The following is a 22,232-nucleotide window of genomic DNA, read 5'->3' on the forward strand; positions in this document are numbered from 1 at the left end:
TCCCCGCTATCCGTGTTGCTGGCCGGGGAGGGTGCCCCGGGTGAAGGAGGTCAGGAGGTCGTCCAGCGTCGAACGGCCCTCGGACAGCGCCTTCATGTCGAGCGTCTCGGGCAGGTGCGCTGCCATCGTCCGCTCCTTCGCCTCGGCGGCGTCCGCCTGCGCCTGCTGCACCGTCTCCAGCAACGCCTTCGCCAGCTCTGCCGCCGCCATCGAGCGGTAGCGGGTGCTGTGCAGTTTGATGCCGGTCACCCGGCCCCGGGCGTCAGCCGTGACGCTGAGCAGATGATCCTTGGCCGTAGCCGTCACGCTGACCCTGTCGAGACTCTCCCGCGCCTCCTTGGCCTTGACGCGGACCTCCTCCAGACGTTCCAGGGCGTCCTCCATACGGCCCAGCAGCGGGTTGCCATTCATCGGTCTCTCCCTGGTACGCGGTGTCGGCGAAGAGTTGGGTGCCCGGACGGCCGAGCACGGTGGGTGCCAGCTCCGGATCGGTTCCCCATACGGACGCGTCCTCGGCCAGCCAGGTTGTGCGTTCCCGCTCCTGATTCTCCTGGCCCTTGCCGCCGCCCATGCCGTTGGCCATCGGCGGGAACACCGGGACGCTCGAACCGTTCTTGCCGCCGGACGACGAGGTGGAGATCGGGCTGCGTACACCGCTGGCGCCGTTGGTGCCGGAGGCGCCGTTCGAGGTGGTCTGCTGTCCGCCGGGCCCGGAGCCGGAGCCGGTGCCGGGGCCCATGTGGCTGGTGGCGGAGGAGAGCCGCGGCGGTGTGTAGTTCTTGACGTCGTGGGGCATCCACCGCTTCAGGTCGGTCTGCCCCGGGCGCGGCGGTTTGTACGTGATGTTCTTGCCGCCGTTGTGGTTCTTGTCGTAGCCGGTGTACGGGTTCTTCCGGTTGACGTCGGTGTTGCCCGGGGGCGTCACGCCGGGGGGGTGGCGCAGGTACGGCGGCACGTAGTGGTTCTGACCGTTGGTGTCGGTTTGGCCGGGCGGGAGGTGGGTGTTGTTGCCGAGGCCGTTGTTGCCGAGGCTGTTGGTGTCGGTCTGGCCGGGCGGGAGGTGGGTGTTGTTGCCGAGGCCGTTGGTACCGAGACCGTTGGTGTCGGTCTGGCCGGGGGGCAGGTCGGTGTTGTCGCCGAGGCCGTTGGTGTCGGTCTGGCCGGGCGGGAGGTCGGTGTTGTCGCCGAGGCCGTTGTCGCCGAGGCTGTTGGTGTCGGTCTGGCCGGGAGGCAGATCGCTGCCGTCGCCGTTGCCGTCACCGATGCCGTCCGGCGGTGTCTGGGTGCCGTCCGGCGGTGTCTGGGTGTCGCCCGGTGGTGTCTGGGTGTCGTCCGGCGGTGTCTTGGTGCCGCCCGGCGGTGTCTGGGAGCCGTAGCCCCCGCCGTTGATGGCGTTCTCGATGCTCGGCGGGACGGGCTTCAGCGCCAGCGCCGCGCCGTTGTACGCCTGCGACAGCTTGATGTGGACGTCATTGACCATGCCGTTCAGATACTGCTGGGCGGTCTTCAGCCACAGGTCCTTCGCATGCTGCTCGATCAGGTCCCAGGTTCCCTGCTGGTCGACGTAGCCCAGCTCGCCGTACTCGCTGTGGGTGAGCTTGGTGGTGCCCTGGCCGCCGCCCGGATTGTCCTTGTGGTCGACGTTCAGCCCGGACAGCACCTGCTGGAGCGCACCGGCGGGCGACCACGTGGGCTGGGAGCCCCAGGTGCTGTAGATCTGCTGCATCTCGTCCACCGCGGAGCGCAGCCCGTCGCGCGCCTGGGCGATGGCGCCGAGATAGCCTCCGTTGCCGTCCGGGCCACCGGTCAGCGTGTTGATCTCCTCGAACGCGCGGGAGAGGCGCAGCAGTACGTCCGCGAAGGCCGAGGAGGCGGACCCCTTCCACCCGCTCTCCGGGTCGTCCAACTTGGCCCGCCACTGGTCGAGGCCGATGTGGTAGTTGTTGAAGTACTGGATGGCACCCCGGAGTTGCTGCTCGGCGCTGGTGAAGCTCGGCAGCGAGGTGACATCGGTCCCTGTGCCCGCCAGCGCCTGGATGACGTGGTAGGAGCCCATGTTCAGCTTGGGCCACGCCGAGTCCTTGCTGTCCGGGCCGTCCTCGTCGGTGCCCTTCATCGTGATGCCCGCGGTGCGCGACAGCCCGCGGCCGTCGTCGTAGCGCGTGTACCACTGCGCCTTGAACGGGTCCTGCCCGAGGGCGTAGTTCCAGTACGCCTTCGTCCAGCGCGGTGCCGTCACCGCCTCCAGCGGGGGGATCGGATCGATGGCCGTGCCACCCGGCAACCCCTTCGCGTAGAAGGAGTTCAGCAGTTCGGGCCACTGCGTGGGGTCGGCCATGGGTCTGCTCCTGCGTGAGATGCGGTCGGGGGGCGGGAGGCGGCCGGGGTCCTCTCACGGAGCCGCCGCCGCGCGGATCAGGCGGTGGTGTTCTGCCCGCCTTGGTTGTCGCCGGAGGAGGAGGCCGGCGGTTGCGTGCCCTCGCTGGAGCCGCTGCTGGAGCTACCGGAGCTACCGGAGCTACCGGAGCCCTTGCCGCCCGCCGCCAGCGCGCTGCCGATGATCCCCTGGAGCTGCTGGGCCGTCAGCTGGGTGTTCTCGTCCTCGATGTTGCTCATGGCGGTGCTGGTGTCCAGGAGCTGGACCATCATCTTGTCCGAGAGGTTGTACGCCGTGGTCAGCTCGTTGAGCAGCGCGGTCGCCGCCTCCTTGAAGCGGTTCTGCAGGTCGACGGCCGGCTGGTAGTTGGACCCGCCCGGCAGCAGCTTGTTGGCGCCCTGGAACGCCTGGAGGAGGATGCGGGCCTGGTCGGCCCCCTCGCGCAGGTTGGTCAGCTCGTTCGTCCGGAAACCCTCCAGGGTCGCCTTCGTGAACGTCAGGGTTCCGTTGTCGTCCGCCATGTCTCGCTCCTGCTGGGTGAGGGCGCGCGCACGCGGCGCGGGCCACGGTGATCGGCGCGGAAGTACGAAGTGGTACGGGAGAAGGGCGCCCGCCGCGGGCGGGGGCCACGGGCACGAGCGGCGTGCGGAGACCTCGCTCCGCACGCCGTCCGTACGGGCCGTCAGCTGGTGGTGAGGGCACCCCACTTGGCCTGCTCGGTACCGTCGACGTGCTGGTAGTTCATCCGGACCTGGCCCAGCGTCCTGCCGCCCATGCCCAGCGTCGCGCGCATCTCGTCGACCTTCTGGATCCAGGCGCGGTGCGCGTTGTCGTACGCGTCGATGGCCTGACCGGACATCTCGCTGCGGACGGTGTTGACCTGGGCGTTCAGCTCATCCAGGTAGTTCTCGATCGTCTGCGTGTAGTTCACCAGCTCCTGATGGCCCTGGTCTATGGCGGCGTGGTTGGCGCTGAAATCGGTGAGTTCCATCTGGCGCGTCCTTACGAATCGACGGGATGACAGGGGAAGAGTGGCCGCCCGGAGACGGCCCGGTCGCGGACCGTCGGGAGCGGTCCGCCCACACGTCGCTCAGTGGTGACTGGTCTGGGTCACCCAGTTCTTGCTCAGGCCGAGGCCCTCCGCCTCGGTGTTGGTGAAGCTGTTGCGCGTGCCGCCCAGCTGGTCACCCATCGCCTGGAGGGAGTCCATGAGCGCCTTGAGCTGCGTCTGCCAGGTCGTCAGGGCGTTGCCGAAGCCGCCCGACGCGTTGCCCGTCCAGCTGCCGGACAGCGCGATCTTGCTGTTCTCGACGCTGGTCTGGATGTTCTGGCAGCTGGTGTGCGTGTTGTCGATGGCCTTGGCCGCGATCTGGAGAGCGTGCTCACTGCTTGTGAGCTGGTTTCCGGCTCCCATGCTGGGCTCCTTGGAGATCGGCGCCGGACGCGGACCCGGTGTCCGTGTCCCGGCGGAGACGTGCGGTGAACGGCACCCGGTCCGGGGCGGCCGGAAGACGGTGCGTCATCCCGCCGCCCCCTTCCCGGAGTCTGCGGTGGCGCTCGCGGAGGTGCGGCACTCGGGGTCCTCCGGCGCCTGCGGAGCCGTCAGCGCGGGCTGCGCCGCCGCCACCGGATCGAGCACAGGGCCCGTCGGCAGCAGCCGCAGCAGCGCGGACGGCAGTCGTACGGCCTGCGGCTCGCTGAACGAGAGCTTCTTCAGCACCGAGTCGTCGGCCAGCGGGTACTTGGTGCCGTCCCCGGTGACGAGGTACGGCGCGCCGGTGCTCCGGCCGCTGCCCTCGCCGCCGCGGCCCGGCAGCGGGCGGGCCAGCACCGCGGTGCCCGGCTGCGCGGTCACCAGGCCCGGCTGCGGGCAGCCCGGCGCGGTGCTCTGCCGCGGCACGATCGGACGGCCACCGGCCAGCCGCCGGTCGGTCAGGGTGATCCGCTGGAGCGGCGCGTTGCCGTGCGGGGTGACGGTCAGACAGGGGACGGAGCCGCCGGGGGAGACCGCGCGGGGCGGCGCGGCGGGCAGCCCGGCCAGGAACTCCGCCGGCTTGCCCTTGGCCAGCGCCGGGCGGACCTGGTCCGGGGTGAGGGCGCTCGCGGCGGGCGCGGAGCCGCCGTACGCCTTCTTCCGGGTGGCGGCGTCGCCGGTCAGCAGCTGCGAGCCGGTGAGGGTGAACGGCGCCAGACCGTCCTTGGTCAGCAGGTAGTACTGGTCGGCGGAGCTGGGCGTGTGCACCACGAAGAACTGGCCGACCAGCCGCTTCGACCCGCCGATCACCGGGCCCGCGGAGCCGCGCCCGGGGACGTCCGGCGCCGCCAGGTCGGGACCGGCGGGGATCGCGGCGAGGAACGACTCGTCCACGGCGACCGGGTCGGCGGTGCCGTAGCCGAGCGCCTGCACGGCGCCGCTCCGGTCGTCCAGTCGCAGCCGCTGACCGTGCCAGAGCAGGTAGACGTTCTCCTTGGCGTCCTGGACGAGCACCGCCTTGGTGTCCGGCAGTGGCGGGCTCGCCGCGCTCACGCCGACGCCCACCGAGGTGGTCGCCAGCTCGCGTCCGTCGTCGCCGGTGCGGCTGGTGGCGCAGACCTGCCAGGCGCCCTGGGAAAGGGCGTCGCCCGACGGCAGCGAGTCCGGCGCGTCGGGGATGCCGATCGCCGTGCCGCGCGGTACGCCCGCCAGCGACTCCTGCGAGACCTCCTGCACCAGGCCCTTCTCGCCGATGGCGAGCTTCGCCGAGGTGTAGTTGAGGACCGGGCGCAGCTCCCCGCCACCGTAGAGGTACCGGGCGCCGGTCTCCTTCTCCACGATGATCGCGTCGGCCTGCTGCCAGGAGGTGGACCGCCCGGGGAAGAGCAGACCGGACAGCGCGAACCCGACGCAGAGCAGCACCCCGATGACCAGCCCGATGACGGTCCCGCGCTTGGTGCGGCCCATATGGGTGTCGAGGGCGTCCGGATCGGCGGAGAGCATGCTGGAGGTCAGGCGTCCCACCACGAAGGAGTACGCCTGGACCTGGTCCCGCCGTGACTGCATCTGCTCTCCTACCACCGTGCCGCGCCCGCCGCTGCCGGGCTGTGTTGTCGGGACCGGACGGTGCGTTCGCGCCGGTCGCGGACCCACCGGGAGGCGAGAGGGCGCGCGGGGCCGGTCGTCCGCCGCGCGCCGCGGGACGTCAGCTCAGCCAGACCCGCAGCGCGCCGAGCGCACCCAGATCGATGAGAACGAGGGGGAACAGCGCGACGGCGCAGGCCGAGTGGAGCAGATCGGCGGCGCGGCCCCAGTACGGGACGAGCCGCCGGCCGGGCAGCGCCCAGGAGGCGATGACCAGTCCGGCGCCGACGACCAGCAGCGCCAGCAGGACGAGGGCGCGGGTGCCGGGGGAGCCGTGCCAGGCGAAGCCGACGGCGGGCAGCAGCAGACCGAGGCAGCCGGGGAGCACCACCGAAAGCCGCTGGCGGGTACCGGCCATCGCGCGGGCGTGCAGCACCAGCAGCACGCTGAGCACCGCGCCGAGCACCAGCGGCTCCCAGCCCCGCCCGGTGGACAGCGCCACCAGGCACACCGCGCACACCAGACCGCAGGCCGCGTAGAGGGCGGTCATGTAGCGGTCGGCGACGCGGGTGCGCGCCAGCACATCGGTGGACGGCACCGGGTCGATGCCCTCTTGGAGTTCCTGGGCGTTGGTGGGCAGCGGCGGCAGCCGCAGTCCGGCCAGCCGGAACGACAGCAGGGGCACGAAGGTGCCGAGGATGACGGTGACGGCGGCGACCGGACCGGCCGCCTCCGACGGCCCGAGACCGGCGGTGAGCCCGAGGGCCCCGCCGACCGCGGTGAGGAGGAAGCCCAGCAGGGCCGCGGTGAACAGCGGCGCCGCGGACGCCGCCGCGGCCAGCGCCAGGATGGCGGCGCCCGAACCCGCCGCGGCACCGGCCAGCAGCCGCGCCCCGAGCAGCGGGTCACCGGCCGGTCCGGCGGGCACGAACCAGCCCGCCACGAAGAGATAGGGGACGGCCAGCAGGCCGAGGGTGGTACCGGCGACGGCGTCGCCCACGGCCCGGGAGGCGGCGAGCGCGCCGAGGAGCAGCAGGACGCCGACGGCGGCGGTGGCCGCGGAGTGCAGCAGCGGCAGGCCGCTGGTGGCCAGCGGGACGAGACCGGCCAGCAGCACGGTGGAGCCGAAGCCGAGGGCGAGGCGCCGGGTGCCCTGGGGGCCCCACTGGTCGGCGCGCTCGCGGATGCCGGTGGCGACGCCGTCGACGAGGTCGTCGAAGTGGACGGGCGGCAACTGTTCGCGGCGCGGCCGCAGGTGGAGGGTCTCGCCGTCCCGCAGGCCCAGGTCGGCCGGGGTCGACTCCTCGTCGAGGGCGGGGCGGCCGAGCCGCTGGAGGATCCAGCCGCCGTGCTCCACGCCCGTTTCGTCGAGGTCGCCGCCGGGGACGGAGCCGTGCTCCAGCAGTGAGGGCATCACCTCGACCAGGGGCATGTCGGCCGGTAGACCGATCTCGAAGGAGCGCTCGGGCGCCTTGACGACGATCTTGCATATATCGGCAACGATGGTGCTGCTCACGTCAGTTCTCGCCTTCCGCCCCAACGTCGAGGGTCTTCGACCAGAACATCCCGCCGAGGCAAGGACCCCCGTCTCAGGTCGATCGACGCAAAGCGGATAGACATCCGATGGCTGTGCCGACGCCTGTTCCTCGGTCGTTGGGGCCTCCGCACAGGCCACGGAACGTCATGCTCCCGGCGCGAAAGCGTCGCTCCGTCAATCGCTCTGCCTGCGTGGGGGGCGTTCTGGTGGAGAGGAAGCTAACACAAGTCCCCTTAAGGATGGTCGGTCTGAGGAAAACTTGTGCGATCTTCGTCGGACGTGGGCGACGGGGCCCGGAAGAGGCCGTGGCATCATCTGGGCCCACCAGCCCGACGCGCCGCCGACCGACCGCAGTTGACGCCGCCGACCCCTGCCCGGACCCCCCTCCGGACGGTCGGCCGGCTCCGGCGGCGGCCGGCCCCGTATGTACCGAGAGGACCCGTGTGAGCCTCATCCTCTTCCGCCGTCCGCCACGCCGGCCGGGTCCTGAAGTTCCCGGTGGCGAACTGGAATTGCAGGAGCCGCCCGTCCTCCCCGAGCGGAGCAGCAGCCTCTCTGCGCTCTTCACCTATCTGCCGATGGCCGTCGCGTCCACCGGCATGGTGCTGATCTTCCTGCGGCCCGGCGGCAGCAGCGGCGTCTTCACCTATATGGTCGGCGGGATGATGCTGGTCAGCACGTTGGCCATGCTGATCGGCCAACTCGTGCGCACCGCAGGCGAACGCAAGCAGCGCCTCAGCGGCGACCGCCGCGACTATCTCCGCTACCTGTCGCAGAACCGCCGCCGGGTCCGCGAGGCCGTCGTCGGCCAGCGCGACGCCCACGCCTGGCGCAACCCCGATCCGGAGGCGCTGCGTTCACTGGTGCGAACGTCCCGGCTGTGGGAACGGCGCACCTCCCACGAGGACTTCGCCGAGGTCCGCCTCGCCGTCGGCGACCAGCGGCTCGGCATGCGCGTCGCCCCCATGGAGACCAAGCCCGTCGAGGACCTGGAGCCGCTCGCCGCCCACGCGCTGCGCCGCTTCATCCGCGCCTACACCTCCGTCGCCGACCAGCCCATCGCCCTTTACCTCCGCGGCTACGCCCGCGTCCAGTTCCGCGGCGACGACGAGACCGCGCGGGCCATGCTCCGCGCCCTCATCGGTCAACTCGCCGTCTTCCACGCCCCCGAGGAACTGCGCCTCGCGGCCTGCACCTCCAAGGACGCGCTGGAGCACTGGGAGTGGCTCAAGTGGCTGCCCCACGCCCTGCACCCGACCGAGCACGACGGTGCCGGACAACGCCGTCTGGTCACCGAGGACGCCACCGAATTCGCCGAACTCCTCGGAGGTCTGCTCTCCGACCGTCCGCGCTTCGACCCCCAGGCCACCCCCGGCAAGGAGGAGCCGTTCACCGTCGTCGTCCTCGACGGCGCCGACATCCCCGGCGACGACCGGCTGTCCGGCGGCGGCTACCGCAACTGCGTCGTCCTCGACCTCTCCTCCGGCCTCGCCTGGGGCGGCCCGCACACCCTCGGCCTGGAGGCCGAACCCGGCCATCTGCGCGCCGTCGGCCGCGACCGCAACGGACGCGAGACCGTCTCCCGGCTCGGCCGCCCCGACACCCTCGGCCTCGTCCGCGCCCGCGCCCTGGCCCGCATGATCGCGCCGTACCGCATGAGCGTGACCACCGAGGTCGCCGAGCCGCTGGAGTCCGACTTCCAGCTCACCACCCTGCTGGGCATCGCCGATCTGCACAGTCACGAGCTGGAGCGGTTCCACGAGTTCCGCGGCCCGGGCGAGCGCGACCGGCTGCGCGTCCCGGTCGGTGTCGCCGCCGACGGCTCGCCCGTCGAAATCGACCTCAAGGAGTCCGCGCACAACGGCATGGGCCCGCACGGCATGCTCATCGGCGCCACCGGCTCCGGCAAGAGCGAACTGCTGCGTACCCTCGTCACCTCGCTCGCCCTCACCCACTCCTCCGAGATCCTCAATCTCGTCCTCGTGGACTTCAAGGGCGGCGCCACCTTCCTCGGCCTGGAGAACCTGCCGCACACCTCGGCCGTCATCACCAACCTCGCCGACGAGGCCGCGCTGGTGACCCGTATGCACGACGCCGTCCACGGCGAACTGATCCGCCGTCAGGAGTTGCTGCGCGCCGCCGGTAACTACACCAACAACCTGGAGTACGAGAAGGCCCGCCTCGCCGGAACCCCGCTGGCGCCGATGCCGTCGCTCGTCATCATCGTCGACGAGTTCAGCGAACTGCTCGCCGCCCACCCCTCCTTCATGGACCTCTTCGTCATGATCGGACGGCTCGGCCGCAGCCTCGGCGTGCATCTGCTGCTCGCCTCCCAGCGCCTCGACGAGGGCCGCGTCCACCAGCTCGAATCGCATCTCTCGTACCGCATCGGCCTGCGCACCTTCTCCGCCATGGAGAGCCGCGGCGTCCTCGGCGTCCCCGACGCCCATCAGCTGCCGCCCGCCCCCGGCAACGGCTACCTCAAGAGCGACACCGCCACCCTCACCCGCTTCAAGGCCGCCTACGTCTCCGGCCCCTACGAGGCCCGGCGCCGCAACGCCCCGAGCGCCCAGGGCGGCGGCTCGGCCGTCCCGTACCGCTCCGGCTACGTGGCACCCACCCGGCCCGTCGTCCCCGCCGAGCCCGAACCGGCCGAGGAGCGGGAGCAGCTCACCCTCCTGGAGACCGCCAACCGGCGCCTGCTGGACGCCGGCGGCCCGCCCGCCCACCGCATCTGGCTGCCCCCGCTGGACGTCCCGCCGACCCTCGACGAGATGCTGCCCGCCCAGCCGGACGACCTGGCCCGCCTCTACGACCCCGAGCGCAAGGAGGCCGGACCGCTGCGGGTACCGGTCGGCGTCATCGACCGCCCCTTCGACCAGCGCCGCGACCCGCTCATCGCCGACCTGTCCGGCACCGGCGGCCACCTTGGCGTCGCCGGCGGACCGCAGACCGGCAAGAGCACCCTGCTGCGCACCGTCATCACCGCCCTCGCCCTCGCCCACACCCCGCGCGAGGTGCAGTTCCACTGCCTCGACTTCGGCGGTGGCAACTTCGGCACCCTCTCCGACCTGCCGCACATGGGCACCATCAGCAGCCGCGTCCACACCGAGCGCGTCCACCGCACCGTGGGCGAGCTGGAGACCCTGCTGACCCGCCGCGAGGAGCAGTTCGCCGAGTCCGGCATCGACGGCATCGCCGACTACCGCAGGCGCCGCGCCACCGGGGAGTTCCCCGACGACCCCTGGGGCGACGTCTTCCTCGTCGTCGACGGCTGGTCCACGCTGCGCAACGACTTCTTCGACCTGAGCCAGAACATCGCCCAACTCGGCGCCCGCGGCCTCAACTACGGCATCCACCTGCTGATCGCCTCGCCCCGTTGGGCCGACATCCAGCCCGCCCTGCGCGACCAGATCGGCAGCCGCTTCGAGCTGCGGCTCGGCGACCCGGTGGACTCCGTCGTCAACATGCGCAAGGCCAAGGAGGTCCCCCGCATCCCCGGCCGCGGTCTGACCGAGGACACCTACCACTTCCTCACCGCACTGCCCCGCACCGACGGCGACGGCAACGCCGCCACCCTCACCGAGGGCACCCAGGAGATGGTCGCCGCGGTCCGCGCCGCCTGGGGCGACCGCCCCGGCGCCCCCGCCGTGCGGATGCTGCCGCAGACGGTCCACGCCGCCGAACTGCCCGCGCCGGTCGGCCGGGACATCCCGCTGGGCCTGGAGGAGAACGAACTCGCCGCCTTCCGGCAGGACTTCGACGCCAACCCGCACCTCGTCGTCATCGGCGACACCGAGAGCGGCAAGACCAACCTGCTGCGGCTCGTCGCCGACTCCGTCGTCCGCACCCACACCGCCATGGAGGCCAAGTTCGCCTTCGTCGACCTGCGGCGCGAGCTGTACGACGCGGTGCCCGAGGAGTACCGCCTCGACTACGCGGTCTCCCTCGACGCCGCCCGCGAGATGGTCCGCAACTGCGCCGCCTCGATGCGGCCGCGCATCCCCGGCCCGGACATCACCCCGGACCGGCTGCGCAAACGCGACTGGTGGAAGGGCCCGCAGGTCTTCCTCATCGTGGACGACTACGACCTGGTCGGCGGCTCCGGTATCGGCGCGCAGACCCCGTTCGAGCCGCTGATCGACATCCTCACCCAGGGCTCGGAGATCGGCTTCCACCTGATCCTCGCCCGCTCCGCCGGAGGCGTCAGCCGCGCGATGAACGACCCGCTGATGCGGCGTCTCGTCGAGGCGAACACCAACCGCCTGCTGCTCTCCTGCCCGCCCGGCGAAGGCGTTCTCTTCGGCGACGTCCGCCCCCGTACCTACCCGCCGGGCCGCGCACAGTGGATCGCCCGCCGCCGCAACGTCCAGGTACAGACGGCGCTGCTGGAGGAGAAGGAGCACTGAGGCCCGTCGCGAAGGCGCCGGTCACGCCGCTGGTGTGACCGGCACTTTCCTTTTCCCGTGGGCTCCCGCGTACGAAACGCGCCCGCGCGCCACACCCGCGGTCCGCGGGCGCCCGTTCCGGCGCACCATGGCCGGACCGCCACGCCCCACGAGGAATCCCGGAGCCCCCATGACCTTACGGATCGCCGTCACCGCCGAGCCGATACCGTCGCATCTCTCCGCGCTCGACTACCTCATCGGCCCGGCCCGGGAACAGGGCCACGAGGTCACCCTCCACGCCCCCCTCATGTTCCGCCGCGAGGCCCGGCGCCGCGGCATCGCGTACCGGCGGGCGGGCACGGACTGGACCTGCGAGCCCGGCGTGCAGGAGACGGCGAGCGAGATCTGGCGGCGGCACGGGAACTGGGCCTTCAACCGCCATGTCTTCGGGCGGCTCTGGCCCGGCCACGCCGAGGCCAAGACCCGCGCCCTGCTCACCGCTTGGCGCCGGGACCGGCCCGATCTGGTGATCGCCGAATGCAGCGACCCGGGCGCCCACCTCGCGGCGCGGATCCTGCGCCTGCCGCTGCTCGCGGCGGACAACGGCCTCGGCCCGCTGCTGCGGGACCTCTGGGACACCGACATCGCGCCCGCCCTGAACCCCCTCCACAAGCAGTACGAGCAGGACGCCCCCGCCCTGCCCCCGATGCTCACCCCGGCCCCGGTCCCGTGGTTCCACGCGACGCCCCCGCCCGCCGCGCACCCGGTCCGCCGCACCGTCGCGGCACACCGGACCGTCCTCCCCGCCTGGCTGGACCGCGCCCCGTCCGCCCGCCCCCTCGTCTACGCGAGCCTGGGCACCCTCACCACCGCGATGCCGGGGCTGCGCACCACCGTGGAGGCCGTGTACCGGGAGATCATCGCCGCGCTGACCGCGCTCGACTGCGACGCGATCGTCTCCGCGGGCGACCTCGCGACGCACCTGGCCGGTGACGATCCCCGTATCACCGTCGTCGCGCACGTACCGCAGCCCGCGCTGCTGCACCGCGCCGACCTCTTCGTGACGCACGGCGGCCGGGCATCCCTGCTCGACGCGGTGCAGGGCGCGACGCCCGTCCTCGGCATGGGCGTCCTCGCCGATCAGCCCGCCAACACCGCCGCGTTCGCCCGGCACGGACTCGGCCGGGCCCTGCCCCTGGCGGCGCCGCGCGCGGAGATCGCCGACGCCATGACGGCCCTGCTCGGCGACTCCCGGTACACCGACGCCATGACCGCCGCCCGGACCGAACTGTCCGGGCTGCCGCCGCTCGACCTCACCCGGCTGCCGGAGCCCTGCTGAGACACGCGCACGCACACGGCGCACCGGGCGTCGTCCGCCCGGTGCGCCCTCGCCGCACCCAGCCCCTACGGCGCGCGCCAGCCGCGCGCCCGGCCCCGGGGGATCACCACCGCCAACAGCGCCGCCACCGCCGCCACCGCGGCGACCCCGCCCGCCATCGCCCACACCGGACCGGACGCGACCTGCGGCGGCGGCTGGTCCGCCTGGTAGGCGGCGGCGACCGTCCCCTTGCCGGGCGCGGCCGTGCCCTCGCCCGGCCGCAGCGCGGCCACCGCGCCCTCCGGGTCGACCATGCCGTACCCCGTCACCGCGTCCGGCACCGCCCCGGAGCCGCGCACCGCGGTGGCCCGCAGCCGTTCCCGTACCGCGTCGGCCGACAGCTGCGGATCGCGGGCGCGTACCAGCGCGGCGGCCCCGGCGACGAACGCCGCCGCCACCGGGTCCCCGCTCCCCGTGAAGTGCCCGCCGCCGGGGCCCACGCTCAGCACCCGGTCGCCGGGCGCCGTCAGATCGACGCGGACCGTCGCCCCGCCGGTCGCCGCCGCCTGCCGGGTGTCGCCGCCGAGCGGGGCGCCCTCCACGTTGACGGCGGCCACGCTGACCACCCGCGGAGAGGCCGCCGGGTACGAGATCCCGTGGCTGCGGCTCTCCGTACCGGCGCCCGCCACCACGACGACATCCTTCTCCTGTGCGTACGCCAGCGCCGACTTCAGCGCCCCGCTGGAGCGCGTGGCACCCACCCCGACCAGCACCACCCGCGCACCGTGGCCGATGGTCGCGCGGATGCCCGCGGCCACCGCGTCGGGGTCGGCGTCCCCGCCGTACCCCTCCGCCTCGACGGCCGCCCCGACGATCCGGGCCTGCGGGGCGACGCCCTCGAAGCCGATGTCCGGGGTGCGCGCGGCCGCGACCACCCCGGCGAGGAAGGTGCCGTGCCCGGAGCAGTCCTTGCCGGTGCCCGCTGCCCGCCCGGACAGCGCCGGGACGGAGGCGTCGAGCCCGCCGTCGACCACCCCGACCGTCACCCCGCGGCCCTCGCTGAGCGGATGCGCCTTCTCGATGCCGAGCAGCTTCTGCGGCCACGGCGTCGCCCGCGCCGTACGGGAGCTGTGCTGGACGCACTTCGTGCCGTCGAGCGCCGTGGAGATCTGCGGCAGTACGGCGGAGTCGGCGAGCGGGGCGGCGACGGCCGGGACCGGGATCGCCCCGGCGAGCAGGACGCAGCCCACCGTGGTGGCCCGCAGGGAGAATTTCCGCCGACGGTCGGACACGAAGGTGCCTCCTGGAGCAGGTCGAACAGCGGCCACCGAAGGGGCCGGCCTGTGCTTGACCGGGATCATACGCAGAACCGGCCGACGGACGAACGGGCAGGCGAGCCAGGGCAGTCCGTCCGGTGGACGGGCCCGGGGCCGACGGACGCGGCCCGCCCCGGAGGCCCGCCCCGCTCACCCCGCCGGCTTCCGCGCCTCGATCAGAAACCGCGTCGTACGCGCCTGGAACGGCCCCTCCGCCAGGATCTTCTCGTGCAGCTCGCGCAGCTGGTCGCGGTAGCCGTCCACGGTGAAGCCCGGGACCATCCAGATCACCTTCCGCAGGAAGTACACCACCGCGCCGATGTCGCGGAACTCCGTCCGCAGCGACTCCAGCCGCAGATCGACGACGTCCAGACCGGCCGCCTCCGCGTCCCGCCGGGCGTCGTCGGGGTGGCGGCTGCGCCGCACCTCCTCAGGCTGCGGCCCCAGGAAGAACTCCACCAGCTCGAAGACGCTGGCCGGACCGACCTGTTGGGACAGATACGTACCACCGGGCTCCAGCACCCGGGCGATCTCCTGCCACCACACCGTCACCGGATGGCGGCTGACGACCAGATCGAAGGAGGCGTCGGCGAACGGCAGCGGCGGCTCGTCCGGATCGGCGATCACCACCACACCGCGCGGCCGCAGCAGCCGCGTCGCCGCGGCGACGTTCGGCGGCCACGCCTCCGTGGCGGCCACCACCGGCGGCAGCCGGTCCACCCCGGCCAGCACCTCCCCGCCGCCGGTCTGTACATCCAGCGCCGCCGACGCGCGCGCCATCCGCGCGCCCATCAGCCGCTGATACCCCCACGACGGGCGGTCCTCCGCCGCCCGCCCCGCCAGCCAGGAGAAGTCCCAGCCCGCCATCGGAGCCCGCTCGGCCTCCGCCACCAGATCCTCGAACGTTCGCGACACGGGGGCGATGCTCCCAGCCGCTCCGCCCCGAAGCCACCCGTTTTTCGCCCTGGGGTCGTACCCCGGCCATCGGCCGATCGCCGCGCCATCAACCGATCGGCTGATACGGCGTCGAGCGTGTCGGCCGATGTCCGGCGCGGGCCCGGCGGGCGAGGCTGGCGTCATGTCCATCATCGAAGTGAAGGGCCTGCGCAGGGCCTACGGGGGGCGCCCCGTCGTCGACGGCATCAGCTTCACCGTCGACGAGGGCGAGATCTTCGGCATTCTCGGCCCGAACGGCGCCGGTAAGACCACCACCGTCGAATGCGTCGAGGGCCTGCGCGTCCCCGACGCCGGAACCGTACGGGTCGCCGGGCTCGACCCCATCGCCGACCACCACCGGGTCACCGGTCTCCTCGGCGCCCAGCTCCAGGAGAGCGAACTCCAGCCGAAACTCACCGTCGGCGAGGCCCTGGAGCTGTACAGCGCCTTCTACCCCGACCCCGCCGACCGCGGCCACCTCGCCGACCGGCTCGGCCTCACCGACCTCCTCGGCCACCGCTTCGGCAAGCTCAGCGGCGGCCAGAAACAACGCCTGTTCATCGCGCTCGCCCTCATCGGCAACCCCCGCGTGGTGGTCCTCGACGAGCTGACGACCGGCCTCGACCCGCGGTCGCGGCGCGACACCTGGCGGCTCATCGAGGAGGTCCGCGACAGCGGCGTCACCGTCCTCCTCGTCACCCACTTCATGGAGGAGGCGCAGCGGCTCTGCGACCGCGTCGCGGTGATCGACCGGGGCCGGATCGCCGCCCTCGACACCCCCGCGGGCCTGATCCGCGGCGCCTCCGCCGCCACCGTCATCTCCTTCACCCCCTCCCGGCCGCTGGACCCCGCGGACCTCGCCGCGCTGCCCGCCGCCACCTCCACCAGCCAGGACAAGGACGGCCGCGTCACCCTGCACGGCGCCGACGACACCGTCACCGCGCTCCTCTCGCTGCTCGCCCGGCACGCCATCACGGCCGGCCGGCTGCGCGTCGTCGACGCCACGCTCGACGACGCGTTCCTCGACCTGACCGCGGGGCACGGCGCCACCGACCTCATCGACCGGGAGAGCTGAGATGTCCACCGTGACCACGGCGCACACCGCCGTACTCAAGACCGAGGCGAAGCTCTTCCGCCGCGAACCCGGCGCGCTCTTCTGGCTGGTGGTCTTCCCGAGCGGGCTGCTGACGATCCTCGGCCTCATCCCGTCCTTCCGTGAGCCGGGCGCGGCCCCCGGCGGGCTGCGCGTCGTCGACCTGTACGTGCCGGTCGCCGTGCTGCTCGCGCTGAGCGTCGCCGGGGTGCAGACGATGCCGGCCCAGCTCACCGGCTACCGCGAACGCGGCATCCTGCGCCGCCTGTCCACCACCCCGGCCCGCCCCTCGTCGCTGCTCCTGGCGTCGCTGGTGCTGCACGCCACCGTCGTCCTCGGCTCCGTGCTGCTCGCCCTCGCGGTCGGCCGCCTCGCGTTCGGCGTGGCGCTCCCCGCCCAACCCATCGGCTACGTAATGGCGTTGCTGGTCACGGCGCTCGCCGCGTTCGCGCTGGGCTGCGCGCTGGCGGCCCTCTCCCGGACGGTGAAGGCCGCGCAGACCCTCGGCACCGTCGTCTTCTTCCCGATGATGTTCACCGCGGGTGTGTGGATCCCGGTCCAGTCCATGCCGGAGACGCTGCGGCACATCGTGGAGTGGTCGCCGCTCGGCGCCGCCTCGCAGGCGCTCGGCCAGGCGGCCGCCGGCGACTGGCCGAGCTGGTCGCACCTCGGCGTGACCGGCCTGTGGGCGGCGCTGCTGCTGACCGTGGCCGCCCGCCGGTTCCGTTGGGAGTGAGCGACGGCGGGGCCGCGGTGCGCAGCGCCGTCCCCGGGCCGGAGGGGGACCCGGGGACGGCGCAGTGCATCCTGATCGCCATGACGACCGTGAACGAGCTGCCCGGCCCCGACGAGCGCGGGGAACAGTTCTACCGCTGGGGCCCGTACGCCCTGTTGACGGTCAGCGTCGCCCTCGCGACGGTGTCGCGTCCCTTCCTCCCCTCGCACGGCCACGGCCATCAGGACCTCGCACTGGGTGCCGCCGCCCTCGTCCTCCAGCTGTGGTGGCACCGCAGGCGCCGCACCGCCGCCCCGGGGACAGCGCCCGCCCTCGCGTACTACGCCGTCCGCACCGCGCTCGCCTTCGCCCTGACCTGGGTGAACCCCTTCTATTCGATCTTCGCCCTGATGGGGTACTTCGACAGCGGGGTGCTGCTGCCGCCCCGGCTGCGGAACGCCGGTCTGGTCCTCACCGCCGTGACGATGGCGGGCTCGCAGTCCGGCGGACTGCCCCCGGGCCCCGGCGTGGCGGGCTGGACCCTCTTCGGCGGGGTGTTCGTCCTCCACTGCGGCCTCGGCCTGCTCTTCAAGAACCTCGCGGACCGGGACGCCGAGCGGGCGGCGGCCAAGGCGGCGGCCATCGCCGAGCTGGAGCGGACCAACGCCCGCCTGGAGCAGGCGCTTCAGGAGAACGCCGGGCTCCACGCCCAGCTCCTCGTCCAGGCCCGCGAGGCCGGCGTCGCCGACGAACGGAGCCGCCTGGCCGCCGAGATCCACGACACCATCGCCCAGGGCCTGACCGGCATCATCACCCAGCTCCAGGCCGCCACCGACACCGGCGACCCGCACCGCGCCCGCTCCCATGTGGAGCGTGCCGCCGGGCTCGCCCGCCGCTCCCTGGGCGAGGCGCGCCGCTCCGTCCAGGATCTCGGCCCCGGCGATCTGGAGCACGACGCGCTCCCCGAGGCGCTGGAGAAACTGGTACGGAACTGGTCGGCGCAGGCGGGCGCCCGCGCCGCACTGACCGTCACCGGCACCGTCGAACCACTCCACGACGAACTGGAGGCCACCTTGCTGCGCATCGCCCAGGAAGCGCTCGGCAACACCGCCCGCCACGCCGCCGCCACCCGCGTCGGCGTCACCCTCTCCTACATGGGCGACGAGGTGAGCCTGGACATCCGCGACGACGGCCGCGGCTTCGACCCGCTGGCGCTGCCCCCGCGGTCGGCCACCGGCGGCTTCGGCCTCGGCGGGATGCGGGCGCGCGCCGAACGCGTCGCCGGGACCGTCGACATCGAGTCGGAGCCCGGCGGCGGGACGGCCGTCTCCGCTCGCGTACCGTTGGTGCGCCATGGCTGACGACCCGACGATCACTCTCCTCCTCGTCGACGACCACCCCGTCGTCCGCGACGGTCTGCGCGGCATGTTCAGCGCGTCCCCCGGCTTCACCGTCCTCGGCGAGGCATCGGGCGGCATCGAGGCGGTGGCGCTCGCCGAACGCCTCGACCCGGACGTCATCCTGATGGACCTGCGCATGCCGCGGGGCAGCGGCGTCGAGGCCATCGCGGAACTCACCCGCCGTGGCGCCCGCGCGAAGGTCCTCGTCCTCACCACGTACGACACGGACTCCGACACCCTCCCGGCGATCGAGGCGGGCGCCACCGGCTACCTCCTCAAGGACGCCCCGCGCGACGAGCTGTTCACCGCCGTCCGCGCCGCGGCCGCCGGCCGCACGGTCCTCTCACCCGCCGTCGCCTCCCGCCTGGTCACGGCCGTCCGCTCCCCGGCCGCCGCCGACGCCACCCTCTCCGCCCGTGAACGCGAGGTCCTCACCCTCGTCGCCAAGGGCACCTCCAACCGCGAGATCGCCCGCGTCCTCTTCATCAGCGAGGCCACCGTCAAGACCCACCTCACCCACATCTACGCCAAGTTGGACGCGAAGGACCGTGCGGCGGCGGTGGCGAACGCTTATGACCGGGGGATTCTCGGGTAGCGGGGCACGGTGTACGCGTCGAAGGAGAGAAAAGCACTCCGGCGCGACGGAGCCCGGCGAAACGGCACCGCCCCGAAGCCTGCTGCGAGGCCGTCGGGCTGCGCCAGGACGCGGACGGCGTGACCGTCGGGACGGCGGACGGTACTGCGGTTCGGCGTCCTGCCCGACGTGGACGGGAAGGCGGGCGTGTACCGCTTCGTCGTGCCCGCCGAGGGGGTGTCCGAGGACCGTACGGCGCCGACGTGCCCGCCGTGCTGCTGCGACCGGACGGGCATGTGGCGTGGGTCGGCGACGACCAGGGGGAGTTGGACGACCGGCTGGCGGCGTGGTTCGGGGCGGCCGCCGGGTGAGGGTGGGGCGGGCCGGAGAAGGCCCGGCCCGCCGCAGCCGGGCGCGACAAAAGGTGGGATGTCGCATTCGCCGCCCGCGTTCCGATACAGGTGTGTCACAGACCTCCGCCGGGCGGAACGCCGCTCTCCGCCCCGGGGGTCTCGCCGGGTGTCCCCACGGGCCCGCCGGCCGGGTGGGCGCGGTCTGCCACAAGGGCGGAGCGCCGGGGGACGGACGGCGGGCCGGGCGGACCGGCCCGCAGGGAACGTGAGGAGTCCGGTATGAAGCGCATCCGCATCATCATCGCCCTGGGCGTGGTCACCGTACTGGCGGTGGGCGCGGCGGTCGTGGCGTGGAACACGGCGGGCGACGGCGCGGTTGCCACCGCCAAGGGGCCGGGGCCGACGGTGCCGCGGGCCGAGGTGGAGGAGCGTGCGGCGAACGACTTCTCCTACCCCGACGACGAGCCCGACGCGGTGACGTGCCCCGGCGACCTGCCCGCGAAGAAGGGCGCGGTCGTACGCTGCACCGCCGTCTTCGGCAAGAAGAGCAAGACCATGGAGGTCTCCGCGGACAAGATCGAGGGCGACCAGGTCACCCTGGGCTTCGGCCTGCTGAACCAGGGCTGAGGGGCCTATGGCGGGGTGCCGCGTCCCGGGCGCTCGCCCCCTGCGCCGACCGGGGCGCCGCAGCCCCGCGGGCCGGCGCATGAGGCGGCATCCGGTGACGCGTAGCGGGCTGCGGTGCCGGTCGGGTGGCGACGGGGCGGAGTCGCGCTCCGTGATCGAAAGGCGACCGACCGCCCGCTGAATGGATTGCATAACCCTGCTGTCGACCGTATAGTCATGCCATCGAGGAGGAGGGTTCCATGGCGGTACGTGCAGCAGTGGCCGGAGCGAGCGGGTACGCGGGAGGTGAGGTCCTGCGCATGCTTCTGGGGCACCCGGAGGTCGAGATCGGCGCGGTGACCGGGCACTCCAACGCCGGGCAGCGCCTGGGATCCCTCCAGCCGCATCTGCTCCCGCTGGCCGACCGCGAGGTGGCGCCGACCTCCGCCGAGGTGCTGGCCGGGCACGACGTCGTCTTCCTCGCGTTGCCGCACGGGCAGTCCGCGGCCGTCGCCGAGGAGCTGGGCCCGGATGTGCTGGTCGTCGACTGCGGCGCCGACTTCCGGCTTCGGGACGCCGCCGACTGGGAGGCGTTCTACGGTTCGCCGCACGCCGGCTCCTGGCCGTACGGGCTGCCCGAGCTGCCCGGAGCGCGGGCCGCACTCCAGGGCACCAAGCGGATCGCGGTGCCGGGCTGCTACCCGACCGCCGTTTCGCTGGCGCTCTTCCCCGCGTACACCGCGCGGCTCGCCGAGCCCGAGGCGGTGATCGTCGCGGCGTCCGGCACCTCCGGCGCGGGCAAGTCCGCCAAGCCGCATCTGCTGGGCTCGGAGGTGATGGGCTCGATGAGCCCGTACGGCGTCGGCGGCGGTCACCGGCACACGCCGGAGATGATCCAGAGCCTCAGCGCGGTGGCGGGGGAGCGGGTCGGCGTCTCGTTCACGCCGACGCTCGCGCCGATGCCCCGCGGCATCCTCGCCACCTGTACCGCCAAGGCGCGCCCCGGCGTGGACGCGGCGGCGGTCCGGGACGCGTACGAGAAGGCGTTCGCGGACGAGCCGTTCGTGACGCTGTTGCCGGAGGGGCAGTGGCCGGCGACCGCCGCGGTGTACGGCGCCAACACCGCGCAGATCCAGGTGACCCTGGACCCGGCGGCCGGGCGGATCATCGCGATCTGCGCCCTCGACAACCTCGCCAAGGGCACCGCGGGCGGCGCGGTGCAGAGCATGAACCTCGCCCTCGGCCTCTCGGAGACCACCGGGTTGCCGCTCGTCGGGGTGGCCCCGTGAGCCGTATGGGCAGCACGGGCGGGCAGTACGGGGCGACCGCCGGGTCCACGACGGACGCGGCCGGAGAAATGATCGAGGAGAAGCAGTGAGCGTCACGGCAGCACAGGGATTCACGGCGTCGGGCATCGCCGCCGGGATCAAGGAGAACGGCAACCCGGACCTCGCCGTCGTGGTGAACAACGGGCCGCGCCTGGCCGCCGCGGGCGTCTTCACCTCCAACCGCGTCAAGGCCGCGCCGGTCCTCTGGTCCGAGCAGGTCCTCAAGGGCGGCGAGGTCTCCGCCGTCGTCCTCAACTCCGGCGGCGCCAACGCCTGCACCGGCCCCCAGGGCTTCCGGGACACCCACGCCACCGCGGAGAAGGTCGCCGCCTCGCTGAACACCGCGGGGTGCGACGAGACCGGCGGCCACGCCCCCGGCGCCGTCGCCGTCTGCTCCACCGGCCTGATCGGCGAGCTGCTGCCGATGGACAAGCTGCTCAAGGGCGTCGACAAGGCCGTCGCCGAGCTCACCCCGCACGGCGGCGAGAAGGCCGCCATCGCCATCAAGACCACCGACAGCGTGCACAAGACCGCCGTCGTCACCGGCGACGGCTGGACCGTCGGCGGCATGGCCAAGGGCGCCGGAATGCTCGCGCCGGGCCTGGCCACCATGCTCGTCGTCCTCACCACCGACGCCGACGTCCCCGCCGCGGAGCTGGACACCGCGCTGCGCGCCGCGACCCGCACCACCTTCGACCGCGTCGACTCCGACGGCTGCATGTCGACCAACGACACGGTGCTGCTGCTGGCGTCCGGCGCCTCCGGCACCGTCCCGGAGAGCGCCGCGTTCGCCGAGGCCGTCCGCGCCGTCTGCGACGACCTGGCCCGGCAGCTGATCGGCGACGCCGAGGGCGCCAGCAAGGACATCCGTATCGAGGTGGTGGGCGCCGCGAGCGAGGACGACGCCGTCGAGGTCGGCCGCTCCATCGCCCGCAACAACCTCCTCAAGTGCGCCATCCACGGCGAGGACCCCAACTGGGGCCGGGTCCTCTCCGCCATCGGCACCACCTCCGCCGCCTTCGAGCCCGACCGGCTCCACGTCGCCATCAACGGCGTCTGGGTCTGCAAGAACGGCTCCGTGGGGGAGGACCGCGACCTCGTCGACATGCGGTACCGCGAGGTGCGCATCACCGCCGACCTCGCCGCCGGCAGCGAATCCGCGGTCATCTGGGCCAACGACCTCACCGCCGACTACGTCCACGAGAACAGCGCGTACTCGTCGTGAGGGGCCGT

The 22,232-nt window shown here is 73.1% G+C and carries 19 protein-coding genes; 10 read left to right on the top strand and 9 right to left on the bottom strand.

Annotated features, from left to right (window positions below):
- Positions 1-6: 6 nt before the first annotated feature.
- The 7 genes from ACFWWQ_RS17175 to eccD form a co-directional block, all read right to left on the bottom strand.
- Complete coding sequence (locus tag ACFWWQ_RS17175; protein ID WP_384596865.1) at positions 7-306, bottom strand: YbaB/EbfC family nucleoid-associated protein; 300 nt, start codon at positions 304-306, stop codon at positions 7-9.
- The gene (locus ACFWWQ_RS17180; RefSeq protein WP_384596867.1) at positions 263-2,338 is read right to left on the bottom strand and encodes a hypothetical protein; all 2,076 of its coding nucleotides are present in this window, start codon (positions 2,336-2,338) and stop codon (positions 263-265) included. The genes ACFWWQ_RS17175 and ACFWWQ_RS17180 overlap by 44 nt, the downstream gene beginning before the upstream one ends.
- Before the next feature lie 77 nt (positions 2,339-2,415).
- Positions 2,416-2,898: a hypothetical protein gene (locus ACFWWQ_RS17185; protein ID WP_384596869.1), complete on the bottom strand. Its 483-nt coding sequence runs from the start codon at positions 2,896-2,898 to the stop codon at positions 2,416-2,418.
- A gap of 161 nt (positions 2,899-3,059) precedes the next feature.
- Positions 3,060-3,368: a WXG100 family type VII secretion target gene (locus ACFWWQ_RS17190; protein WP_384596871.1), complete on the bottom strand. Its 309-nt coding sequence runs from the start codon at positions 3,366-3,368 to the stop codon at positions 3,060-3,062.
- Positions 3,369-3,467: 99 nt separating this feature from the next.
- A complete protein-coding gene (locus ACFWWQ_RS17195) occupies positions 3,468-3,791 on the bottom strand; it encodes a WXG100 family type VII secretion target (RefSeq protein ID WP_384596873.1) in 324 nt (107 codons plus the stop codon).
- A gap of 105 nt (positions 3,792-3,896) precedes the next feature.
- Positions 3,897-5,417 (bottom strand): type VII secretion protein EccB, encoded by a 1,521-nt coding sequence (gene eccB, locus ACFWWQ_RS17200; protein ID WP_384596875.1) that lies wholly within the window; start codon positions 5,415-5,417, stop codon positions 3,897-3,899.
- Positions 5,418-5,556: 139 nt separating this feature from the next.
- The gene (gene eccD / locus ACFWWQ_RS17205; protein WP_384596877.1) at positions 5,557-6,951 is read right to left on the bottom strand and encodes a type VII secretion integral membrane protein EccD; all 1,395 of its coding nucleotides are present in this window, start codon (positions 6,949-6,951) and stop codon (positions 5,557-5,559) included.
- Positions 6,952-7,415: 464 nt separating this feature from the next.
- Between eccD and eccCa the strand changes: the two genes are divergently transcribed.
- Together eccCa and ACFWWQ_RS17215 are read left to right on the top strand one after the other, a co-directional pair.
- Complete coding sequence (gene eccCa / locus ACFWWQ_RS17210; RefSeq protein WP_384596879.1) at positions 7,416-11,381, top strand: type VII secretion protein EccCa; 3,966 nt, start codon at positions 7,416-7,418, stop codon at positions 11,379-11,381.
- A 169-nt stretch (positions 11,382-11,550) separates the two neighbouring features.
- The gene (locus ACFWWQ_RS17215) at positions 11,551-12,699 is read left to right on the top strand and encodes a glycosyltransferase (RefSeq protein WP_384596881.1); all 1,149 of its coding nucleotides are present in this window, start codon (positions 11,551-11,553) and stop codon (positions 12,697-12,699) included.
- 65 nt (positions 12,700-12,764) lie between these two features.
- Here ACFWWQ_RS17215 and ACFWWQ_RS17220 read toward each other — a convergent pair whose 3' ends face one another.
- Together ACFWWQ_RS17220 and ACFWWQ_RS17225 are read right to left on the bottom strand one after the other, a co-directional pair.
- Positions 12,765-13,970, bottom strand: coding sequence for a S8 family serine peptidase (locus ACFWWQ_RS17220; protein ID WP_384596883.1), 1,206 nt, complete (start codon positions 13,968-13,970; stop codon positions 12,765-12,767).
- A gap of 174 nt (positions 13,971-14,144) precedes the next feature.
- Complete coding sequence (locus ACFWWQ_RS17225; RefSeq protein ID WP_384596885.1) at positions 14,145-14,909, bottom strand: class I SAM-dependent methyltransferase; 765 nt, start codon at positions 14,907-14,909, stop codon at positions 14,145-14,147.
- A gap of 163 nt (positions 14,910-15,072) precedes the next feature.
- Here ACFWWQ_RS17225 and ACFWWQ_RS17230 point away from each other — a divergent pair, with 163 nt between their 5' ends.
- The 8 genes from ACFWWQ_RS17230 (at position 15,073) to argJ (ending at position 22,224) form a co-directional block, all read left to right on the top strand.
- Positions 15,073-16,005 (top strand): ABC transporter ATP-binding protein, encoded by a 933-nt coding sequence (locus ACFWWQ_RS17230; RefSeq protein ID WP_384596887.1) that lies wholly within the window; start codon positions 15,073-15,075, stop codon positions 16,003-16,005.
- A 1-nt stretch (position 16,006) separates the two neighbouring features.
- A complete protein-coding gene (locus ACFWWQ_RS17235) occupies positions 16,007-16,759 on the top strand; it encodes an ABC transporter permease (protein ID WP_384596889.1) in 753 nt (250 codons plus the stop codon).
- An 80-nt stretch (positions 16,760-16,839) separates the two neighbouring features.
- On the top strand, positions 16,840-18,099 hold the full coding sequence (locus ACFWWQ_RS17240) for a sensor histidine kinase (RefSeq protein WP_384596891.1): 1,260 nt from the start codon (positions 16,840-16,842) through the stop codon (positions 18,097-18,099).
- Positions 18,092-18,733, top strand: coding sequence for a response regulator transcription factor (locus ACFWWQ_RS17245; protein WP_143941688.1), 642 nt, complete (start codon positions 18,092-18,094; stop codon positions 18,731-18,733). The genes ACFWWQ_RS17240 and ACFWWQ_RS17245 overlap by 8 nt, the downstream gene beginning before the upstream one ends.
- 119 nt (positions 18,734-18,852) lie before the next feature.
- Positions 18,853-19,083 carry a hypothetical protein gene (locus ACFWWQ_RS17250; RefSeq protein ID WP_384596893.1) on the top strand — a complete coding sequence of 77 codons (231 nt, stop codon included), beginning with the start codon at positions 18,853-18,855 and terminating at the stop codon, positions 19,081-19,083.
- A 261-nt stretch (positions 19,084-19,344) separates the two neighbouring features.
- Positions 19,345-19,692, top strand: a complete 348-nt coding sequence (locus tag ACFWWQ_RS17255; RefSeq protein WP_384596895.1) for a DUF4333 domain-containing protein — start codon at positions 19,345-19,347, stop codon at positions 19,690-19,692.
- Between the two features lie 239 nt (positions 19,693-19,931).
- Entirely contained in the window at positions 19,932-20,960 is a 1,029-nt protein-coding gene (gene argC, locus ACFWWQ_RS17260; RefSeq protein WP_384596897.1) for an N-acetyl-gamma-glutamyl-phosphate reductase, read from the top strand.
- An 85-nt stretch (positions 20,961-21,045) separates the two neighbouring features.
- Positions 21,046-22,224 (top strand): bifunctional glutamate N-acetyltransferase/amino-acid acetyltransferase ArgJ, encoded by a 1,179-nt coding sequence (argJ, locus tag ACFWWQ_RS17265; RefSeq protein ID WP_384596899.1) that lies wholly within the window; start codon positions 21,046-21,048, stop codon positions 22,222-22,224.
- Positions 22,225-22,232 lie beyond the last annotated feature (8 nt).

The sequence above is a fragment of the Streptomyces sp. NPDC059080 genome, from assembly GCF_042739975.1.
In the GTDB taxonomy this organism is placed as follows: Bacteria; Actinomycetota; Actinomycetes; order Streptomycetales; family Streptomycetaceae; genus Streptomyces; species Streptomyces benahoarensis.